24 protein-coding genes are annotated in these 19084 nt (G+C 39.1%); 21 read left to right on the forward strand and 3 right to left on the reverse strand.

Translation table 11 applies throughout. From position 1 onward, the window contains the following. Window positions 1-328: 328 nt before the first annotated feature. Both DM09_RS10455 and DM09_RS10460 read right to left on the reverse strand, forming a co-directional pair. Window positions 329-1552 (reverse strand): DNA polymerase Y family protein, encoded by a 1224-nt coding sequence (locus tag DM09_RS10455; RefSeq protein WP_038250908.1) that lies wholly within the window; start codon window positions 1550-1552, stop codon window positions 329-331. Further along, window positions 1549-2124 (reverse strand): LexA family protein, encoded by a 576-nt coding sequence (locus tag DM09_RS10460; RefSeq protein WP_038250909.1) that lies wholly within the window; start codon window positions 2122-2124, stop codon window positions 1549-1551. The genes DM09_RS10455 and DM09_RS10460 overlap by 4 nt, the downstream gene beginning before the upstream one ends. Before the next feature lie 108 nt (window positions 2125-2232). Between DM09_RS10460 and DM09_RS10465 the strand changes: the two genes are divergently transcribed. From DM09_RS10465 to DM09_RS10570, 21 genes are all read left to right on the forward strand, one after another. Continuing rightward, window positions 2233-2811 carry an FtsZ/tubulin family protein gene (locus DM09_RS10465; RefSeq protein WP_157753695.1) on the forward strand — a complete coding sequence of 193 codons (579 nt, stop codon included), beginning with the start codon at window positions 2233-2235 and terminating at the stop codon, window positions 2809-2811. Window positions 2812-2986: 175 nt separating this feature from the next. Further along, complete coding sequence (locus DM09_RS10470; protein ID WP_038250911.1) at window positions 2987-3349, forward strand: HIRAN domain-containing protein; 363 nt, start codon at window positions 2987-2989, stop codon at window positions 3347-3349. Continuing rightward, window positions 3346-4011, forward strand: a complete 666-nt coding sequence (locus tag DM09_RS10475) for a DnaB-like helicase C-terminal domain-containing protein (RefSeq protein ID WP_038250912.1) — start codon at window positions 3346-3348, stop codon at window positions 4009-4011. Before DM09_RS10470 ends, DM09_RS10475 begins: the two co-directional genes overlap by 4 nt. Window positions 4012-4013: 2 nt before the next feature. Continuing rightward, the gene (locus DM09_RS10480; protein WP_038250913.1) at window positions 4014-4295 is read left to right on the forward strand and encodes a hypothetical protein; all 282 of its coding nucleotides are present in this window, start codon (window positions 4014-4016) and stop codon (window positions 4293-4295) included. Between the two features lie 145 nt (window positions 4296-4440). Further along, complete coding sequence (locus tag DM09_RS10485) at window positions 4441-4680, forward strand: hypothetical protein (protein ID WP_038250915.1); 240 nt, start codon at window positions 4441-4443, stop codon at window positions 4678-4680. Between the two features lie 82 nt (window positions 4681-4762). Continuing rightward, window positions 4763-5380, forward strand: coding sequence for a hypothetical protein (locus tag DM09_RS10490; RefSeq protein ID WP_038250916.1), 618 nt, complete (start codon window positions 4763-4765; stop codon window positions 5378-5380). A gap of 47 nt (window positions 5381-5427) precedes the next feature. Next, window positions 5428-6408 (forward strand): 5'-nucleotidase, encoded by a 981-nt coding sequence (locus tag DM09_RS10495; protein WP_038250917.1) that lies wholly within the window; start codon window positions 5428-5430, stop codon window positions 6406-6408. A 68-nt stretch (window positions 6409-6476) separates the two neighbouring features. After that, window positions 6477-7646: a hypothetical protein gene (locus tag DM09_RS10500; RefSeq protein WP_038250919.1), complete on the forward strand. Its 1170-nt coding sequence runs from the start codon at window positions 6477-6479 to the stop codon at window positions 7644-7646. Window positions 7647-8043: 397 nt separating this feature from the next. Next, entirely contained in the window at window positions 8044-8658 is a 615-nt protein-coding gene (locus tag DM09_RS10505; protein WP_038250921.1) for a hypothetical protein, read from the forward strand. Window positions 8659-8972: 314 nt separating this feature from the next. Continuing rightward, entirely contained in the window at window positions 8973-9386 is a 414-nt protein-coding gene (locus DM09_RS10510) for a hypothetical protein (RefSeq protein WP_038250923.1), read from the forward strand. Beyond that, entirely contained in the window at window positions 9386-10198 is an 813-nt protein-coding gene (locus DM09_RS10515; RefSeq protein ID WP_038250925.1) for an SIR2 family NAD-dependent protein deacylase, read from the forward strand. Before DM09_RS10510 ends, DM09_RS10515 begins: the two co-directional genes overlap by 1 nt. 23 nt (window positions 10199-10221) lie before the next feature. Beyond that, window positions 10222-10641, forward strand: coding sequence for an endonuclease/exonuclease/phosphatase family protein (locus tag DM09_RS10520; protein ID WP_038250927.1), 420 nt, complete (start codon window positions 10222-10224; stop codon window positions 10639-10641). Further along, the gene (locus DM09_RS10525; protein ID WP_157753696.1) at window positions 10586-10999 is read left to right on the forward strand and encodes a hypothetical protein; all 414 of its coding nucleotides are present in this window, start codon (window positions 10586-10588) and stop codon (window positions 10997-10999) included. The genes DM09_RS10520 and DM09_RS10525 overlap by 56 nt, the downstream gene beginning before the upstream one ends. A gap of 42 nt (window positions 11000-11041) precedes the next feature. Next, window positions 11042-11446: an alternative ribosome rescue aminoacyl-tRNA hydrolase ArfB gene (gene arfB, locus DM09_RS10530; protein WP_038250930.1), complete on the forward strand. Its 405-nt coding sequence runs from the start codon at window positions 11042-11044 to the stop codon at window positions 11444-11446. A gap of 18 nt (window positions 11447-11464) precedes the next feature. Beyond that, window positions 11465-11737, forward strand: a complete 273-nt coding sequence (locus tag DM09_RS10535) for a SemiSWEET family sugar transporter (protein ID WP_038250931.1) — start codon at window positions 11465-11467, stop codon at window positions 11735-11737. Between the two features lie 126 nt (window positions 11738-11863). Continuing rightward, window positions 11864-12181 carry a helix-turn-helix domain-containing protein gene (locus DM09_RS10540; protein ID WP_157753697.1) on the forward strand — a complete coding sequence of 106 codons (318 nt, stop codon included), beginning with the start codon at window positions 11864-11866 and terminating at the stop codon, window positions 12179-12181. Next, window positions 12178-13377, forward strand: a complete 1200-nt coding sequence (locus DM09_RS10545) for a type II toxin-antitoxin system HipA family toxin (RefSeq protein WP_038250935.1) — start codon at window positions 12178-12180, stop codon at window positions 13375-13377. The genes DM09_RS10540 and DM09_RS10545 overlap by 4 nt, the downstream gene beginning before the upstream one ends. Before the next feature lie 104 nt (window positions 13378-13481). Continuing rightward, window positions 13482-13874 (forward strand): hypothetical protein, encoded by a 393-nt coding sequence (locus DM09_RS10550; RefSeq protein WP_038250937.1) that lies wholly within the window; start codon window positions 13482-13484, stop codon window positions 13872-13874. Window positions 13875-14019: 145 nt separating this feature from the next. Further along, window positions 14020-15107, forward strand: a protein-coding gene (locus DM09_RS10560) for an IS3 family transposase (protein WP_099098516.1) whose coding sequence is annotated in 2 segments (ribosomal slippage) — window positions 14020-14272 and window positions 14272-15107 — 1089 coding nt in all. Because the reading frame shifts where the segments join, the coding sequence is not laid out codon by codon here. A gap of 357 nt (window positions 15108-15464) precedes the next feature. Next, window positions 15465-17387: an McrB family protein gene (locus tag DM09_RS10565; RefSeq protein WP_051938402.1), complete on the forward strand. Its 1923-nt coding sequence runs from the start codon at window positions 15465-15467 to the stop codon at window positions 17385-17387. Further along, complete coding sequence (locus DM09_RS10570) at window positions 17388-18686, forward strand: McrC family protein (RefSeq protein ID WP_051938403.1); 1299 nt, start codon at window positions 17388-17390, stop codon at window positions 18684-18686. Here the strand turns inward: DM09_RS10570 and DM09_RS10575 are convergent. Beyond that, window positions 18683-19030 carry an SLOG family protein gene (locus DM09_RS10575; RefSeq protein ID WP_038250942.1) on the reverse strand — a complete coding sequence of 116 codons (348 nt, stop codon included), beginning with the start codon at window positions 19028-19030 and terminating at the stop codon, window positions 18683-18685. The genes DM09_RS10570 and DM09_RS10575 overlap by 4 nt on opposite strands. Window positions 19031-19084 lie beyond the last annotated feature (54 nt).

Raw genomic sequence — 19084 nt, forward strand, 5'->3', positions numbered from 1 at the left:
TTCAAACTGCTATTTAGAGTTCTGGTTACCCAAATGACTGACGAACAATCGTTGGGTTTGTTCAGTCCGTAGCGTTAAGCTACTACTGGAATTTCGTTTGCCTCAATGACCACGAGCGATCACAGGGTTTATTAGCAAGTAGCTTTCAAGCTGCTACTGAAATTTAGTTTATCTCAATGGTTAAGTTTCAACCAATGAACTGGTTATTTATCATTCTACATCCATCTAACGTAGCCGATTATATCTGCACCCGATGTTACGTCAATTATTAATTTACTAAGTATATTAGTAGGTTAACGATATAGGGAGTATGATTAAGGTAACTGTTTTAAGTCGCTATGATAAGGGGGTACTTAAACTTCACTCTTGGCACAGCCGCTTTGCAAATCGTAGCAGGCGCTAAGACTTGGCTGCCAAATCGTGTATTAATATCATCCATTACTTTGGTAATGGTAAGCTGTTTGTTCATTTGAAGCGAGGTAGTGAATAGATTGCCTTGTTGTGTGTCAGGTGCAATGGCAGATGCAACCACACCACATGCCCGATATTGCTCACCATGTTTGAATAGATGTTTAAACATACTGAGTATAATGCGGATGATATTGCTGTAATCATTGGTTGGTGTGATACGCACTTTATGCCCAACGGCCTCAAATGATTTGAGGCGGATAAAAACGCTAACCAATGATGTGGTTAATTGTTGCCGCACCAGCTCGGTGACCACTCTTGTAGTGTGATAAGTTAGATGTCTTTCAATCAGTGCCTTGTTGGTGGTTACAGCACCCAAACTTGCGGTTCGTGCAATGGTCTTGGGCATGGGAGGATGAAGCTCAAGAGGAAACACAGGTGTGCCATTCAGCTCATGCCATAAATCTACGCCCGTCTTACCCAACATATAATCAATGCGTTCAACAGGTGTATTGATAAAATCATAAGCAGTATGGATATTAAACTTCAACATCAGTTGTTTTCGATTTCGACCAATGCCAGGAATATTACCCACAGGCACATCTTTGAGAAAGTTGCTGATGCGTCTTCCTGCAATGATTGTTGTGCCATTGGGTTTATTCATTTCTGATGCAATCTTGGCAAGAATACGGGTGGTGGATATACCCACAGACACCGTGATTCCCACTTCATTGTAAACCGTTGCCCGAATATGGTCTGCGATTTCACGGTAAGACTTTCGCCACATTGAGCGAATGCCATTCATATCAATAAAACCTTCGTCTATGGAGTAAGCTTCAATATCTGAGCTATACCTGCGAAAAATTGAAAACATTTTTTCAGAAATTAGCCCGTAATAATAAAAATCAGCCGATAAGAAATGCGCTTCAGGCATAAGCTTTTTGGCATCCCAAACAGGCATACCCGTCTTGATGCCTATAGCTTTGGCATCATAGGTCTTGGCAACCACACAGGCATCTTGACTGGATAATACGCATACAGGCTGCCCTTTAAGGTCTGGGCGGCGGGTTAGCTCACATGATGCGAAGAAACAATCTGCATCCACATGGGCAATGGCATTGTACCAATTGCTGGATTGACTCAATGGATTTTACGGAATAAACCAACCATCTCACCATAGATTTCTAATGTTGATTCAGGGCGGATAATCGGGAAAGCATCATTGGCAGGTTCTAAATACATACCTTGTTTATCTTTGCGCAAATATTTAACGGTAAACTCACCATCAATCATCGCCACCACAATGCTACCTACGGCAGGTGTGGCTTTACGCTCAACCACAAGCATATCCCCATCATTGATACCTGCGTTAATCATGGATTCACCACTCACTTTCACCAACACAGTGGACGCAGGGTGCTCCACCAAATACTCATCAATGGTAATCGAATCACCCATCAATTCTGCCGCAGGGCTTGCAAAACCAGCAGGCACAGCGCCAACAAAAGAGCGAGCAAAGAAATGATTTTCAGGCACAGCACGACCATCTGGTGCTTTGCCCAAGTAACCTGCAAAAATCATACGCTCGACAAACTTAGCAGCACCACGTTTGGACATGCCAATCAATTGAGCAATACCATTATGTGAAGGAATGGTGCGGTGAAGCGCATAGTAGTCTTGTAATTTGCCGAGATACTCATGGTCTTTATTATTCATGCCCGAAGCATAGTATCCAATCGAGCACCTAGCAATATTTTAATGAAGATGTCTTCTTTGCGACACTGAATGGCGCAAGGTGTGTTTCCTTTACCTCTTTGAGGTCTAATGATGAATAGAAAGAGGAAGAATGAAGTGGTATATATTGGTATTGGAGGTTGTGGTGTTTCGATATTGGAATGCGGCATAGGATTACTGCCCAAAGGAACGACATGTATTGCCATTGATCGAGATGGTAAAACACTTAATCAAGTCAAACATATTAAACATAAGTTGCCTTTGCTTAAACTAAGAATAACGGGTTCTCACCTTGAATATTCTGAACAAGCAAAAGAGCAAATACAAGAAAGCATAGACATGCAAAGACTACGTTTAGACCTATCATTGAAGCAAACAGGTCGAGTAGTAGTGATGGCGGGCATTGGTGGAGTTGTTGGCTCATGGGCAACACTGCTTTTATGCAACCAATTTATTGAAGAAGGCAAGTTGGTAGATTTAGTTTTGGTAAAACCTTTTGCTTTTGAGAAAGAGAGAACAGAACTTGTAGAGTATGTGTTACCTTTATTCTCTGACAAGATAAGGCAGTATATATTTCACAATGATAACTTAACCAGTAGTAGCAACTTAAGTATGAAAGAATCATTTGATAACATGAACCAACAAATATTCGATGCATTGAAAGGGTAAATCCTATTTACCAGTTATTCACAGGCAATGTGGATAAAATAATTCTCTGATTATTAGCTGCGTTAGCGTGCCTATAAAAGTGTCAGTCCATCACAAGTAACGGATTGCTTCGGTGCGACAGAAGTTGACGCATGATAGTTTATACTCTTTTTAAAATAAATTTTAGGAGCGTATTATGACGAAAGAATTATCACGAGAAACGTTTGAAAAGCCTGCGCATCTCCACTATAAATCAATGTTTATAACTGGATTCAAGTTCTACGAAGGTGCCTTTGTTTTCAAAAAATTAAAAGTAGGAACAAAGCTAGATTTGATTGCAGACCCAAAGAACCAACATGATGACAGTGCGGTTGAAGTTCACTTTAAAGGCAAAAAGATTGGATTTATTCCAAGGGCTCAAAATTATTCAATCTCAAAGCTATTACTTGCTGGGTATAATGTGTTTGAAGCTGTGGTGCAGCAGGTTTGCCCAGATGAAAACCCTGAGAGACAAGTTCGTGTTGGTATTTTTATTATGGAGGTTGAGGCCGTTAAATGAGTTATGAAGGATATGCTTTAAAAGATTTACTTATGGATTCATATGAGGAGCTGCAAAAGCGATATGACGATAATGATAAAGGGTCGGAGCCAATTGGATTTGAGACTATTGAAATTAAGCTTAACTCAGCTTTTGATTTCTTTAAGAAAGGAGGACTTTATATGCTTTCAGGAGCAGTGCCTCGAGATAATAGAGAATGTTTGATGTCAATGGCTATTGCCAATATAGCAGACTTTAAATCCACGCGAAAAGTGTTGGTGTTCCTACGTAAGACTGACCTTCAAGAATGGGGGATGCAATTACTTAGTTATGCCTCGGATGTACCGATGAAGAAAATTAGGAAGGGTGATTTTGAGACTGATGATTGGCGAAGTTTTGCGGCAGCAACGGGAGATTTGGCTGAGGTTGGTGTGCATCTTTATGAAAGTGTAGATGAATTAAATGATTGTGTGAGCTATTGTAGAGCCCAATATAAAGCAGGGAATTGTTTTGATGTGGTTGTTATCGATGGGCTAACATTACAGGAAGCAACCGACTTGGATGATGGTGGTGAAGTACGCCAATATTTGTCTGCTTTGGCAAAAGACTTGCAGGTATCGATTGTTACCTCTAGCCCAACATATAAAGGAAAGAAAAAACCAATGTTAGAAAGGGTGTTTTAAGTATGGAGATTGATGGTTGGCAATGGGTTGGCTCCATTGCAGCGATGTCGTTCACGTTTGGTTTTGTTGACCAAGTTCGCGTGACTTATAAAACGAAGTGTGTGCTAGGTTTGTCGTTAGTTCAATGGGTGGTGTTTGCCACTGCATCATTATTGTTTGTTGCATACTATGGACATCTTGAGCAATGGCTTATGCTGAGCGTGTCTGTGTTTGGGTTTGCCTGTTGTTTTGCTGTGGTGGTGATGATTTTTTGGTTTAGTAAAGCAGGAATTAACGATGAGTAGTTTTTATCTGATTGCGCATCAATAAATTTTTCGGCTGATTGCTTTAATGGTGCTTTAGTAAGACACTAGATGACGCAAGGGGTGATATGTTTCTCTATAAACATAGTCAGCACACAAATGAAATAGAATAAACGGGGAGGCAAGCATGGCAGTTTTTAGACCAATTGATAAAGGTGATTCAGAAAATACGCCAAAACCAATTTTTTACTCGAAACACGAAGAAAATAAATATTATTATAATATGGTAAACCCACAAAATGGTTTGCGTTATGACATTCCTATGCTAACTCCAACTGACCCTGATTATTTCTCCAAATATGTTTATTTTATGAAAATGAAAGAACAATCAGAAGAAACATTCGATAAGATATTAAGGTGGGATTGATTTTATAACGGTCAAGTTGATTTGTTGACTAACAGTCAGGTGAGAAAAATTAGGGGCACTTCCCTTTATAGGAAAACATAAAATGAAAGAAGCTTTATTTATAAACAAGCACGACAATAAAGAGGGTTATCAGACCGACTTCGATAAGATTGCAAAAGTATTGTTAAATCGTGCCGAATTGAAAGTAAATAAAACTGCTTATCGTATCATAGAAATAGAGTTCTATTATCATGCTGCTAATCATATTGACGTTTATTGTCACAAAAACCCAAGGCAAAGAAAAAGTCAAAGATTGTACTTCCATCGTTTCAATGAATCTGGAAAATATGATGCTCTTAGACGTAAAGGGATTGATATTACCCTAGGTGACGAGAATGAAGTTTATGGTGGTATATTAATTCGAGCGGTTGAGAATATAAGAACAAAGAAAATTATAACTGGAATCGGCAAGCTGACTAATCAAATTATTGATGGTGTTGGTGGCGCTAACAGAACTGATTCAGTTCGTAAGATTTATAAGGAAGATAAAAATATTTTTGATTCATCTGGAATGGTTTACCTGCAATCTAGCCAAGAAAACAGCTTGCCAATTTTTAAAAAACAACGTCAAGGACTTAATCAGAAAAAAGGCGATGAGGATAAGTTTTACCTTGATGTTAAATATAATTATTTCACATACCCTGAAATTGAAGTTTTGTAATAGTTAAACTGGTTTATTAGAGACCTTATTATGACTTAGGAGAGATTATGGCAGCAGTAGATTTATCGGATACTTTGGTTATTGGCATTACAGCTACTGCCTTATTTGATTTGAGTGAAGCGGATAGAGTTTTTCGTGCCGCATTTGAAAAAGACAAGGAAACAGCTGTTCGAGATTATCGAGCTTATATGCTTGAGCGCGAACATGATAATTTGGCTGATGGCACGGGCATGCCGTTGGTAGAAGCATTGCTTGGGCTGAACCAATACCAGCCAGAGGGTGAAGCGCCATTGGTACACGTTGTGGTGATGTCTCGCAATAGTCCTGAAACAGGGTTGCAGGTATTACATAATATTCGCCGCAAAGGTTTGCCTATTTCACGGCATGCTTTCACAGGTGGTGAATCTGTGGTGGATTATCTTGATACATTTGATGTGGATTTATTTTTAACCACACGATCCAAAGATGCGCAAAAAGTGATTGATGCTGGTAGTTGTGCGGCGGCCACTCTCAAAGAACCACCAGAAATCCATGTGAAGGTTCCTGAAGGACAAGTACGTATTGCTTTTGATGGTGATGCGGTTTTATTCGATGAGGGTAGTGAATTTGTTTATAAAACTGCGGGTCTGCAAGCATTTGAGAAGCACGAAGATAGCAAAAAGGATGAGCCTATGATAGATGGACCCTACGCCATCTTACTGCGTAAACTTTCCCGCCTGCAAGAACGCTTGCCATTTAGCGTGGAATTTTCACCAGTACGCATTTCTATTGTAACTGCTCGCAGCTCACCATCTGAGATGCGTGTTATCAACACACTAAGGCACTGGGGTGTATATGTGGATGAAATGTTTTTTCTTGGGGGCTTGGAAAAAAGCAAAGTTTTGAAAGCTTTTAATTCACATATTTTTTTCGATGACCAAGATTTGCATTTGGAAACCGTTTCGCATACCGTGCCCGCTGGCAAAGTACCATACAAATCGGACTCTCCATTAAACAAACTAGGAGGGCGGAAGCTTTGTTTAATGTAAGCTTGGATAAACAGCTTGTCGAGCCATGGATAATAAGAAAGCAGGTTAGTTAAATAAAAGGGTACCATGTGAATAATCAATTTAAAGTCTCGTTACTAAACGGGCGAGAAAATATCTTAGTAACTTGTTCGGTTATCATAATTATAGCTATTGCATGGTTAGGAACTATTGATGTGCCTGTAGAAGCACACATCAATGATTCAATTGTTAACGCAGCAGCAATTTATGCAATTTCACGTGGAATCAATGCTGTCTTATCATTGCTTCAGAGTGTAGATATTTCTATTGTGGTTGCATCTTTTTCTCCAGGTGAATTGTTAGACCCAATTAACGATATGATAGAGAGATTCTCAGAAGTTATGACTTATGCTCTAGCGTCTCTAGCTATGCAAAAAATATTAATTGTTCTTGCCCAGCAAAATATATTCAGTATTTTTATCACGATAGCAGGTACAGCTTATCTCTATTTTAAATGGGTTCATCATAAGTTTCTTAGCTATGCGTTCCAAACATTTATAACTCTTGTTTTTCTAAGATTCTTTTTGGTTCTAGTTTTATTGGTGAATGGGCTTGTGGATACTTATTTTATCGACACTCAAATTCATAAAGAGAAGATGGAACTAAGTACGATGGAGGGAAAGTTAAACAGTATTAATACGTTTACAAAAGGTTCATTATCAACAGCAGATGAGATGAACGAGGAGTCTATGGCTTTAGAATTACAAGCTCAGGGTGATAATCTGGATCAACAAATTGCGACAGAGAAAGCAGCTCTTGAGTCACAAAGAAATAAGGTTCAAGTACTTGAAGATCAATTGTCACTTTTAAACTCAGATGAAGGTTTGGTGGATGTAGTCAAAAATGTGTTTGCTAGTGATGATACACCAGAGATTTTAGCAGAGAGGGAAAGGCTAACCTCGTTGGAAGCCAGTTTAGAGTCAGTAACAGAGAGTCGTGAAAACATTACTAGAAAGCTGGAATGTGTTCAAAAGAACTTGAAAGGTGAGGAATGTATACTACCTGAAGCAGAAAATAGCTTTACTTGGAACCCTGTTGATTCCTTGAAAGAAAAGATTGCAGAGTTAAAGGAATCTAGTGGAAAATGGTTTGAGAGTGTTATCACCTTATTGGCTCTGATGTTGTTAAAAACAATCGTCTTTCCCCTGTTATTTTTGTATGGTGTTGTAAAAGTTGTGAAGCTGATTTGGAGAAGAGAATCTTTAAACATAACGGAATAGGTGTCTCGGGATTTGATTTACTGAGATATGTTGGAACATTAAGTGACTTGTTGATAAAAGTTTGGGTAATGTAGTATTTTTTAGTATAGAAGCTATTAAGATTTCTTTTTAGGGGCTGAGTTCCCATGAGGCCTTTGTGTATGCTTTATGCAAGTGAACCAATATTGAAAAGGTAACTGATAAAGACACTAGATGTCGTTAAACGCAGTAAATTGATGTTAGTGAAAATACTGCCTAAATAAACGTCAAGCGGCACTGTAAATTATGAACTGAAACAATTTCGGTAATTAATAACAAAGATAGAAAAGGTTTACAGGGTTACGCCAATAATCATTGCTATTGAGCCTAGTGGGAACGAAAGAAGTAATTTGATTTATAAAGCAGGAGTTTAGTTGTAATGCATAAATATGTTATTAATGATATTTGGATGGCACTAAAGCTATCAAGTCGCAATTTTTTTGGTTTGATAATTCTGATACCAGTTTTGTTATTTCTTTTTTTGATGTTGTTGCCTGAGGATGCAGGACGAAGAGTAGCCGAATATTTTGTTTATTTTTCAATTGCTGTGGTGCCAGTCATCCTTATTCAAAGTATATTTATTTATTTTGCAAATAGGCGGTATGTAATTGATTTGGAAACTGGAATGATTACCTTTCCAAAATCTGATATTGAGAATAGTATATTAGCAATAATTTTAATGGCTCCCTACTGGAATCTCATGAGAACCATTACTATTCATGCTTCTGAAATTGAGAATCTATATTTGGACACAAAAAGATGGAGTAAAACATCTCAAGTGAGTAATGGAAATACAGCTAGTGGGAAGCCTAAAACACGATCGAAAACAACAAAGCATGTCAGGTATAACATTAATTTAGCAGGAACATTTGGCTCAGCTAGTTTGAATTTTTTGAAAAGGCAGAAGAGAGATGAAGTTCGAAATGCAATCCAACAATGTATAAAGCAGCATAGCAATATAAATGTTGACAGAAAAGTGGCAGAATTTAGTTAACGTGCCTCTGAACAAGGATGCCCCCATCTCATAAGTATAGTTCCTATAAATGGTAATTACTGACTAATAGAGCTTGTAGTGGTCTAGCGATTGTATAGGATCAGAAAAGGGGTAAATGCGGGGAACATGCTTTTCCAAGTTAAGGTCATATGACACCCGAACCATTACAGTACAATTTGGGTTGAGCCTTTTGAAAGTGGTATAGACTCAAATTTTGAACTACTAAGGTAATATTTTAATCGAAAAATTTGAATATATCATAGCGACATAAATTGGCGCATAGGATGTTATCCTTCCTTAAAAGGAGAAAGCTTATGCCGATGATATTAGATACGATTGATAAAATTTCACGCGATAAACAACGCGATGTTTTGTATATTACTTTTCACGATGCAGAAGCAGATTGGGAAGATGTGTTTGACTGGGAACAGGATGAACGTCGTAAACGGGTGATAAGCTTTTTGGAAAGTCATGGTATTTCTTATCGCATGTGTTTCCCTCCACAGCCAACTAATGGAATGGTGGTCATTTCTGGTCGTTATAAAGGTGAAATTTATGTGGATGTTGAATTTGATGATGCTAATGAAACATACAAGCTTCTGAATAATTATTTAGAAGATGAATGTGGAAAACCACGCATACACAATGTTCTGTTTTGGTATTACAAATTAGAGCTAGCTATGAAAAATGCTAAGCATGATGAGCCTGGTTATTGGGATAATATGTAATGAAAGCCATTCAAGATATTGTAGATGATGCTGAGGTTGTCATTATTACAGCTGGTGCTGGTATGGGTGTTGACTCTGGGTTACCAGACTTTCGTGGAACCCATGGTTTATGGAAGGAATACCCAGAGCTTGGGCGAAGAGATTTAGAGTTTGAGGATATGGCTAATCCAAAGTGGTTTAGAAATGATCCGAAATTGGCTTGGGCATTTTATGGGCATCGTTTTCATAAGTACATATCAATTCAACCCCATGCTGGCTTTGGTATGCTACTTGAGCTGTGTGAGAAAAAAGAAGACTACTTTGTGATTACAAGCAATGTGGATAATCAATTTCAAAAAGCAGCCTTTGACTTATCCAAGATATATGAGATACATGGCTCTTTGATGCATTTTCAATGTATATATGGATGTAAGCGAAATATTTGGGATGCCGACCCAGCATCCATACAAGTTGATGAGGAACGATTTGAGGCAACTTTGATGCCTAGCTGTCCACATTGTGGAAGGATTGCGAGACCGAATGTCATGATGTTTGATGATTATGGCTGGCTATGTGATCGGGAACGAAGGCAAAGGAAGCGTTTTGAATCATGGAAACGGAAGGTATGGGATAGGAAAAAGAAGGTTTTAATTATAGAGGTTGGTGCAGGTACAACTGTTGCCTCAATTCGCAGGATTTCTGAACAGCTTTATGACAAGGAATTTCATTATTCTAAGTTTATCCGTATTAACCCTAGAGATATCGAAGTGCCTGTTGGTGCTAACTGCATCAAGTTGGGCGGTTTAGAGGGTATAGCTCAGCTTTTAAAATGAAGTGAATTGAAGCAGACGGTAGAATGATTTATAAAAAAGAGAAAATAATGACATTGAACATCGGGAATGGTGGCGGTGTTCATCGGCTAGAAGCTATAATTAACCGCATAGAGATACATTCTCCTGATGTGTTGGTATTAACTGAATATCGTGAAAATCATAATTCAGGTCTGCTCAGGGAATATCTTACAAAAAGTGGTTTTTTATACCTTGCAGCAGGTTCAAACGATTCAAGTATTAATACTGTGCTGATTGCATCAAAGATTCGTTTTACGCCGTATATGTTTGAAGATTTTGTTGAGCCAGAAGGGGTGAAAAGTTTGCTAGGCGCTCGGTTTGAGAACTTTCATTTAATTGGCTGTTCCTTGTCAGGTTTATCTGAGAATAATGAAGCATTTATTGGAAAATACAGCCACCTTTTTCAAAGGGCAATACGGGTGTGATTTTGGTGTGATTGTTGGAGCGGTGAAATCCACAAAAAAACTTGCAGGTGAAGAGCCTTTAACTTATTTGAGGGGCATGGAAGATCAAGGGCTGGTGGGATTACATTGCGAGAAGGAGTCGTGTGCAAATGAATGTTCAATTCAGAATCAGAATGATAACTTCTTTCGAAAAAGTTTTGTTTTTGTAACAAGTAACTTAATGGAGGAGAGGGTATCCTCAGTGGTTTGTTCTCCGAGTAATATTGCCTCGGAAAATTTAAACTATTCAGAAATGCTTGTTGAAGTGAGCTTTGGTAAACGGTTAGCTTCAGATGATAAATATCTATTTGATAAGTGGGCTCAAATGAGAAGATATTGAATGTCGCATGGATATTGTTATCTGAGGTATATAGGACGTGATATGGAAAAGGTGATTATTGCAGAGGATGAAGTGCAAATGATAGCGATCCGAGCGCAAGGATCGGGTGGTCAACATGTGAATAAAGTTTCAACGGCTATTCATTTACGCTTTGATATTCGAGCATCATCATTGGCTGAAGAAGATAAAGAAAGGTTGTTGCAATATCATGATCATCGAATCAGTCGGGATGGTGTGATTGTGATTAAAGCGCAGCAGTTTCGTAGCCAAGCGAAGAATAAGGAAGCTGCGTTAAACCGTTTAAAGGCGTTGATAAGTGTGGGCACGGTCGCCCCGAAGAAAAGGAAAGTTGTAAAGCGGTCTAAAGCTTCAATACAAAAGCGACTGGCAAATAAAAACCAGCGTTCACAATTAAAAAGGTTAAGGAAGAATGATTGGAATGAATAATTTGGAGCGTGTGTAATAATGGATTATTGGCAATTGTGTGGCACGGTCGCAAGTGTTGCGTTTACAGTGGGTTTTGTTGGTCAGTTGCGAACCACATATCAAACGCGAAATGTGGAAGGGTTATCCCTTTTGCAATGGTTGGTGTTCACCATGGCATCAAGTATGTTCGCTGCATATTATGTGCATTTAGAGCAGTGGATGATGGTTTCGGTATCCATTTTTGGTGCTGTCGTTTGCTTATTGATTGTATTGATGGTTTTGAAATACCGAAGGTCTGAAGTGTTATTTTAATCAAAAGCATGCATAGAGGCGTTAATGCATTCAGCAATAGCTATTGGGGGTGATAGATGAATTTTCTACAATCTATATTAATAGTAGTTATTGACCAATAGTCTTTATTATGGGAAAGTTGTAGGTATGAATTTACCAATAGATATGCAGCAACTATTGAGTGGACCTGCTGAAACTCAGAAGCGATTGGGTGAAAAAGCTAAAGATTTACGCCTTTTTCAAGGTTTGAAGCGGGTGACATTGAGTGAAAAAAGTGGTGTGTCGCCAGAAACGATTCGCAATTTTGAGCAAACTGGAAAAATAACCTTAGAAAACTTTCTCCGCATTGCCTTTGCCTTGCATGAAGAGCATAAGCTGAACGACCTGTTTGAGCTACCCGAAATAGCCTCATTGCAAGATATAGAAAAGCGCAGTAACCCTCTACCAAAGCGAGGTAAGCGATGAGCGAACTTCATGTGTATTACAATGGTCACAAACATCACTCTTTATTGGTTGGTCAGTTGGCAACGTTTAAGAAGAAAATATATTTTGAATATGATGCCGCTTTTTTAGAAGCTGGGTTAAATCTATCACCCTTTTTATTGCCCATGAAATCAGGTGCACAAACACCACAAGCCAGTAACCCTTGGCAAGGATTGTTTGGCGTGTTTAATGATTCTTTACCTGATGGTTGGGGATTGTTGCTGATGGATAGACACTTAAAGTCATTGGGTGTGGATGTGCAGTATTTATCGCCCTTGGATAGATTGGCGTATATTGGTAGTCGTGGGATGGGGGCATTGAGCTATAAACCTGCAAAGCGTATGCATACGGCAGGCTTTGATATTGATTTAAGTGAGCTGGCTACAGCTGCTATTGCGATTTATGAAGGTCAAACAAGTGAATGCTTGGCAGAGATGGCGCAGGCGGGTGGGTCGCCAGGTGGTGCAAGACCCAAAGTGTTGGTGCATACCAAGGGTGAATACCTGATTTCAGGTGATGGGCAAGTGCCAGAAGGTTACACGCCTTGGGTGGTCAAATTTTTCTCTGCTCAGGACGCACCTGAAACAGGGCGTATTGAGTATGCCTATTCATTGATGGCAAAAGCTGCGGGTATTGTCATGCCAGAAACACGGTTGTTTGAAGATAAACATGGCAAGGCATGGTTTGGTATTCAGCGCTTTGACCGTGTGAATGGTCAGTGTATCCATATGCATACATTGGGTGGTTTGGTTGATGCTGATTTTAGAATGCCATCGCTGGATTATACGGAAGTATTGAAGGTGACGCAGGCATTGACGCGACACGCCAAAGATGTGGAGCAGGCGTTTCGGGTGATGGTGTTTAATGTGCTGGCTAAAAACAGAGATGATCATTCCAAAAACTTCTCTTTTTTGATGGATGAACATGGTGAATGGCGGTTAGCCCCAGCCTATGATTTGACCTACTCTCAAGGCATCAATGGTGAGCATACAACATCTATTGCAGGTGAAGGTAGAGACCCAAAGACAGTACATATGCTAAAAGTTGGTGAAACTGTTGGGTTAAAGCCGAGTGCAATGGAAGCCATGATTGATGATGTATCTGTGGCACTAAACAGGTGGGATGATTGGTGTGATGTGGCGGGAATTGCTCAAGGGAAACGGAATGTCATCGTCTGAAAATGGTGTTGATAGGATGTTTATCTTTATTATGTGCGACACTATATGGCGCATGGGCTTGTAATATGTTGCCTAAACATGAAAGTGTATGAGGAGAGGTTGTTATGAATGAAGAAATGAAAGATAAGTCAATGGATGGTGCTTATCAAATTGATGGGTTTGATGTGTTGGACTGTGAAACTTCTAAGAAATGGTATATTCGAGAAATTTTAGATGTTACTTCAACTGAGTTTGAGAGGTCGGAGCTGACCCATAAAAAGCGAATTGAGATAGTTCATGCATTAGGTGTTACATGCTTAGAAAGTGTTCTTAATCAGTGTTTTAAGGAGTCTCATCCCAGCTATTCTGCTGCAGATGAAGTAAAGCTATTTGCTCAAGTGGTTGGGTTACACACGCAGGGAAAAACAACTTTATCAGATGAGGAGTATTTCCAACTAACGATGGAAGCGCGCTTAAGAAAGGCGATGGCTTCTCAAGTATTGCGGAATAATGATTAAGCGATAAGGAATCAATTTGCGAGTGAAAATATGAAAGGTGTATGGAAAAGCATTGTTGGCATATAGCAAGCTTGAGGTAATCCCCCCGAAAAATGTTTGAGTTTATAAGTAGAATTTTCTAGTAATCAAAACAGGAGATTTTACGATGAAGAAATCAAGGTATAGTGATAGCCAAATAATCAATATTTTAAAGGAAGCCGAGGCAGGTGTTCCAGTTCCAGAGTTGTGTAGAACTCATGGTATGAGCAGTGCCTCATTTTATAAATGGCGTAGCAAATATGGCGGCATGGATGCGTCAATGATGTCTAGACTCAAAGAGCTTGAAGAAGAAAACCGTCGTTTAAAAAAAATGTATGCTGAAGAACGATTGAAGTATGAGATTATTCAGGAAGCGATGGCAAAAAAGTGGTAAAGCCTTCTGAGCGTCGATACATGGCAAAGGAGGCTGTTTGCAACCGTAGTGTCAGTATTCGCATGGCATGTTTAACCTTTGTTGTTAGTGAACGGTGTTATAGGTATCAGCCTAAGCTTAGCACCGAGAATCAAGTGATTGCTGACTGGCTTATTCGCCTCACGCATAACCAACGCAACTGGGGTTTTGGTTTATGTTACTTTTTCCTTCGTAATGTCAAAGGGTTTGGCTGGAACCATAAGCGTGTATATCGCATATATCGGGAGTTGGAATTGAACCTGCGTATCAAGCCAAAGAAACGGCTAAAAAGAGAGAAGCCTGAGGCTTTAGCCGTACCTGAAGCCATCAACGAATCTTGGTCGATGGATTTTATGCATGACCAACTTAGTGATGGTCGAAGTTACAGGCTGTTTAATGTGATTGATGATTTTAATCGTGAAGGTTTAACCATTGAAGCTGACTTTTCATTGCCTGCGACTCGCGTGATTCGTGCTTTAGACCAAATCATTGAGTGGCGTGGAAAACCTAAAAGCATTCGTTGCGACAATGGACCAGAATACATCAGTCATTTGCTGGCAAACTGGGCTAAGAAACACAATATTATATTGGAGTTTATTCAGCCAGGAAACCCTCAGCAAAACGCCTACATTGAACGGTATAATCGAACAGTGAGATATGACTGGCTTAGCCAGTATATCTTTAGTGAGATGGAAGAAGTTCAGCGTCATGCAACCCGCTGGTTATGGACGTACAACAACGAACGACCTAATATGGCACTTGGTGGTATAACGCCTAAGCAAAAGCTGGCGTTAGCTGCTTAACAGTTTTCTACTTATAAATGCAGGCACTTATGGGTGGATTACCCAATGATTTGGTCTAAAGCACGAATTACCCGTGTTGCAGGCAACAGGAAAGTCGTATCCATATGATGATTACAGTTGTGGAAAGTGTGGTTGGCGTGGGACAATATGTGGTACTTGTGGAATGAAAAAGTGCCCTAAGTGATCAGGTCAAATAAAATCGACTCATGATAAAGATCCCAAAGGGATTCTGTATTAAATTTGTGAGCAATGTAAGAGGTGGCATTCGATATGCTTGCCAAAGAGTTGTCGAATATGCTGAAAAATAAATAGGTCTGCTAGCCTAAGGTCAAAGAATTACGAAAGATGGGATGTAAAATGAATGTACAGGAAATTGTTGGTTTCCAAAAAGAACTATTGAATAAATTACTGGATTATAAGGAACAGAATCAAGATTTTACTTTTCTTTTGCGAAAGAATGCAACAGCAAGGGTGAAAGCAGGTTATTGTTTTCATGGAAGTGAGGAATATTTAGCACTTGGTTTCTTTAATGAGCTGGATACTAAAAGTAGGGTTCCCACCATCAACTTGAGTTATAATTATAAGAGTGATGCTACTTTCTTTCAGGTTAGCTATCGTGAAAAAACTGAGATTCTAGAAAAATTTTATAGTGAGGTGGTTTCTCATTTAGAAAAAAATGTTAAACGCTTTAAAATAAAAGAAGTTAAGAAACAGAATGATGAAAAAACAGTTTATTTCATTTTTGAAGTGAATTTTGATGAAGCGTTAAAAATATCACTGGACTCCATAATACCTGACATTAAGGAACTTATTGAAAAGCATGCATTGGGGAGTTCCCTTCTTGTTACAGAGGAAGATTTAACTAGGGACATGAAAAAGTTAGAAGATTGTTGGAGTAATCAATTAAAAAATGAGCAAGCTTTAGCTAAGGGCACTGAAGGTACTGAAAAAGCTTTGCAAAAAGGGATTAATCAAATTTTATATGGCCCTCCAGGGACAGGAAAAACATATAATACAGTGATAAAAGCTGTCGAAATATGTGATCCTGATTTTAAAGGTGATTATGATGCTGTGAAAGACCGCTATAAAGAGCTAAAAGAAGATGGGCGTATTGAATTTGTAACTTTCCATCAATCCTATGGTTATGAAGAGTTTATCGAGGGTATCCGAGCTGAGACAGATCCAAATTCAGGTAGTATCAGTTACTCTGTTGTAGATGGTATTTTTAAACGATTATGTGATAAATCAAAAGCACAAACGAAAACTAGTCAATTAGAGCAAGCAATACAAAAGTTAAAGGTTGATTGCGAAGAAGATATTGAGCTTGCAACCTCTCGAGGCAACAAGTTTTATCTTACTTATAGAGGTGGAAGAACATTCCGAATTCACCCATTAGATACAAAAAAAGAGATAGCAGATTATCCTGCAAGTATTGAAAACATAATCAAACTGTATAATGGTGATAATGAAATCTATAACTACAGTTATGTAAAAGGTATTTTGGAGTTTCTAAAGTCTAATTATGGGGTTCCGGAAGAGCCTGAAAAGCTTGATAATGCCCCGTACGTAATAATTATTGATGAAATTAACCGTGGGAATATGTCTAAAATCTTTGGTGAGTTGATTACTTTGATTGAAGACGATAAGCGACTTGGAAAACCAAATGAAATGACGGTTCGGTTGCCTGTTTCTGGCGACGAGTTTGGTGTACCATCCAATTTACACATTATTGGAACAATGAATACGGCTGACCGTTCTATTGCTATGATGGATACTGCGTTAAGGCGTAGGTTTGAGTTTGTAGAGATGATGCCTGATGCAGAGGTGTTTGATGACTTTGGTAATAACGGTATTATTAATGTTCAATTGAAAGACGGTGCTTCATTTGATTTAAACCTAAAGGACATGTTAAATAAAATAAATCAACGCATTGAAGTGCTTTATGATAGAGAGCATACCATTGGGCATGCCTATTTCATGTCTTTGAAAGAAAGCGCTACGATAGATAAGTTAAGCTCGATTTTCAAAAATAAAGTTATCCCATTGCTGGCAGAGTACTTCTTTGAAGATTGGGAGAAGATACGCATGGTTCTTGGGGACAATCAAAAGGAAAATTCCAAGCGTCAATTTGTGATTGAAAAAGAAAGTGTGAAATATAATGACCTTTTTGGCCCTAAAGTAGATCTTGGTTCTGATGATGAGCGCAAGGTTTATGAGCGCAATCCAGAAGCTTTGAAGCATGCAGAAAGTTACTTTGGTATATATAGTGAAGTCTCTTAAATGAAGCAGGTAACGCTTCGTGAGTATGATTATTTAAGGGTTGGTCAGCTTGGCGAAAAAGAAGTGAGGGGTAGTCGGCTGGCTGTCGCTATCCCTCAATCTGCTTTTGATTACCTTGAAGGCCTGTTGGAGCAAGAAGAAAGCAAACAGTATTCGGATGATCATACTTTATTTTTGAAGCGGAGAGGAAAACGGTTATTTCAGGTACAAAGTTATGTGGGGGTATTGCAAACCCCATGTGGAACGCAAATTGAAATACTTCCTAAAATATCGGACGCTACTAAGGAAGGCAATATACAGTCGCGCAAAATATTACTGCGTATGTTGCGTTATCTCAAAGATGCGAACTTCAAACAGGGTAGTGATGCTCATTTGCATAAAGCACCCATGCACTTGCTTGAGTTGTTTATGACTTACTTCTTGCAAGAGGTGAATACGCTTGTGAAGCGTGGTGTTCGCTCGGATTATGTGGCAAAAGAGGAAAACCAAGCTTTTCTCAAGGGAAAGTTGTTAATCAATCAGCAAATACGCGTAAATGCCGTACAACAGCAACGCTTTTTTTGTGCGTATGATGAATATGAGCCGAATCGCCCTGAAAACCGTTTGATTCACACTGCATTATTGAAAGTGTCAAAGCTTAGTCAGAATGCAAACAATCAAAGGCTATGCCGAGAATTGATGTTTGTGTTTGCCGATGTGCCAGTGTCTAAAAACATTCGGCAAGACTTCTCTAAATGTAAATCAAATCGAGCCATGACACATTATCAACATCCACTTGAATGGTGTCGCTTGATTCTGAATGAGGAAAGTACTGTTCCATCGGCAGGTCGCACCCAAACCATTTCAATTTTATTCCCTATGGAAAAAATCTTTGAGGATTATGTGGCTGCGATGTTAAGGAAACGTTTGGGGCAAGAGTACAGCGTGTCTACGCAAGAGCAGCGAAAGTATTTATGCATTGACCCTAAAAAGTTTCAATTGAAACCTGATATTGTGATTCGAAAAGGTGATGAATGTTGGGTTGCGGATACGAAGTGGAAGATGATTGATGAGAATGAAGCAAAACATGGCGTTTCGCAAAGTGATATGTACCAGCTTTATACTTATGGTAAAAAGTATGGTGACAACTGCAAGGGCTTGTTCCTTCTTTACCCAAAAAATAAGTCTTTTGTAGAGTCAATAAGATTTAAGTTTGATGGTGCACTGTGGTTAGAATGCTTGCCTTTTGATTGCGAAGCCAAACTGAAGTCTGACCCTGTAAGTATCAAGTCATACCTTGAGGGCTGCGATTATATTTAAGCTTTTGAATCAAAGTAGATGATGGTGACTGGTTTGTTCAGCTTGCGGGCGTAGTCAATGCTGCTTTTTGTGCCAAGGCTTGAGCCATCCCAAAATGCTAAGATGTGGTCAGCACTTTCCACAATAGTTCTGTTTCGGATGATTCCTGCGCCGCGTCCAAATTGTTTCCAGTCTGCCTTGTGTTCGACCATGTTGATGTTGTGCTTTGTGGCATAAGTTTTAGCCAGTGTGTCTGCGCCTTTTGCACCGCCACTGATTATGGTTGAGGGGGTTAGTCCGTCTATTTTGGCGCTCATTTCCACCATGTTTGTATATTGTCGTGATCCAATTACGGCAAGCTTCATAATATTCTCCTTTGGGGGGGATTATAGCAAAGGGTGCGTCACTATGCGTCGTTC

Origin of the sequence: Ghiorsea bivora, assembly GCF_000744415.1 — a bacterium.
GTDB lineage: Bacteria > Pseudomonadota > Zetaproteobacteria > Mariprofundales > Mariprofundaceae > Ghiorsea > Ghiorsea bivora.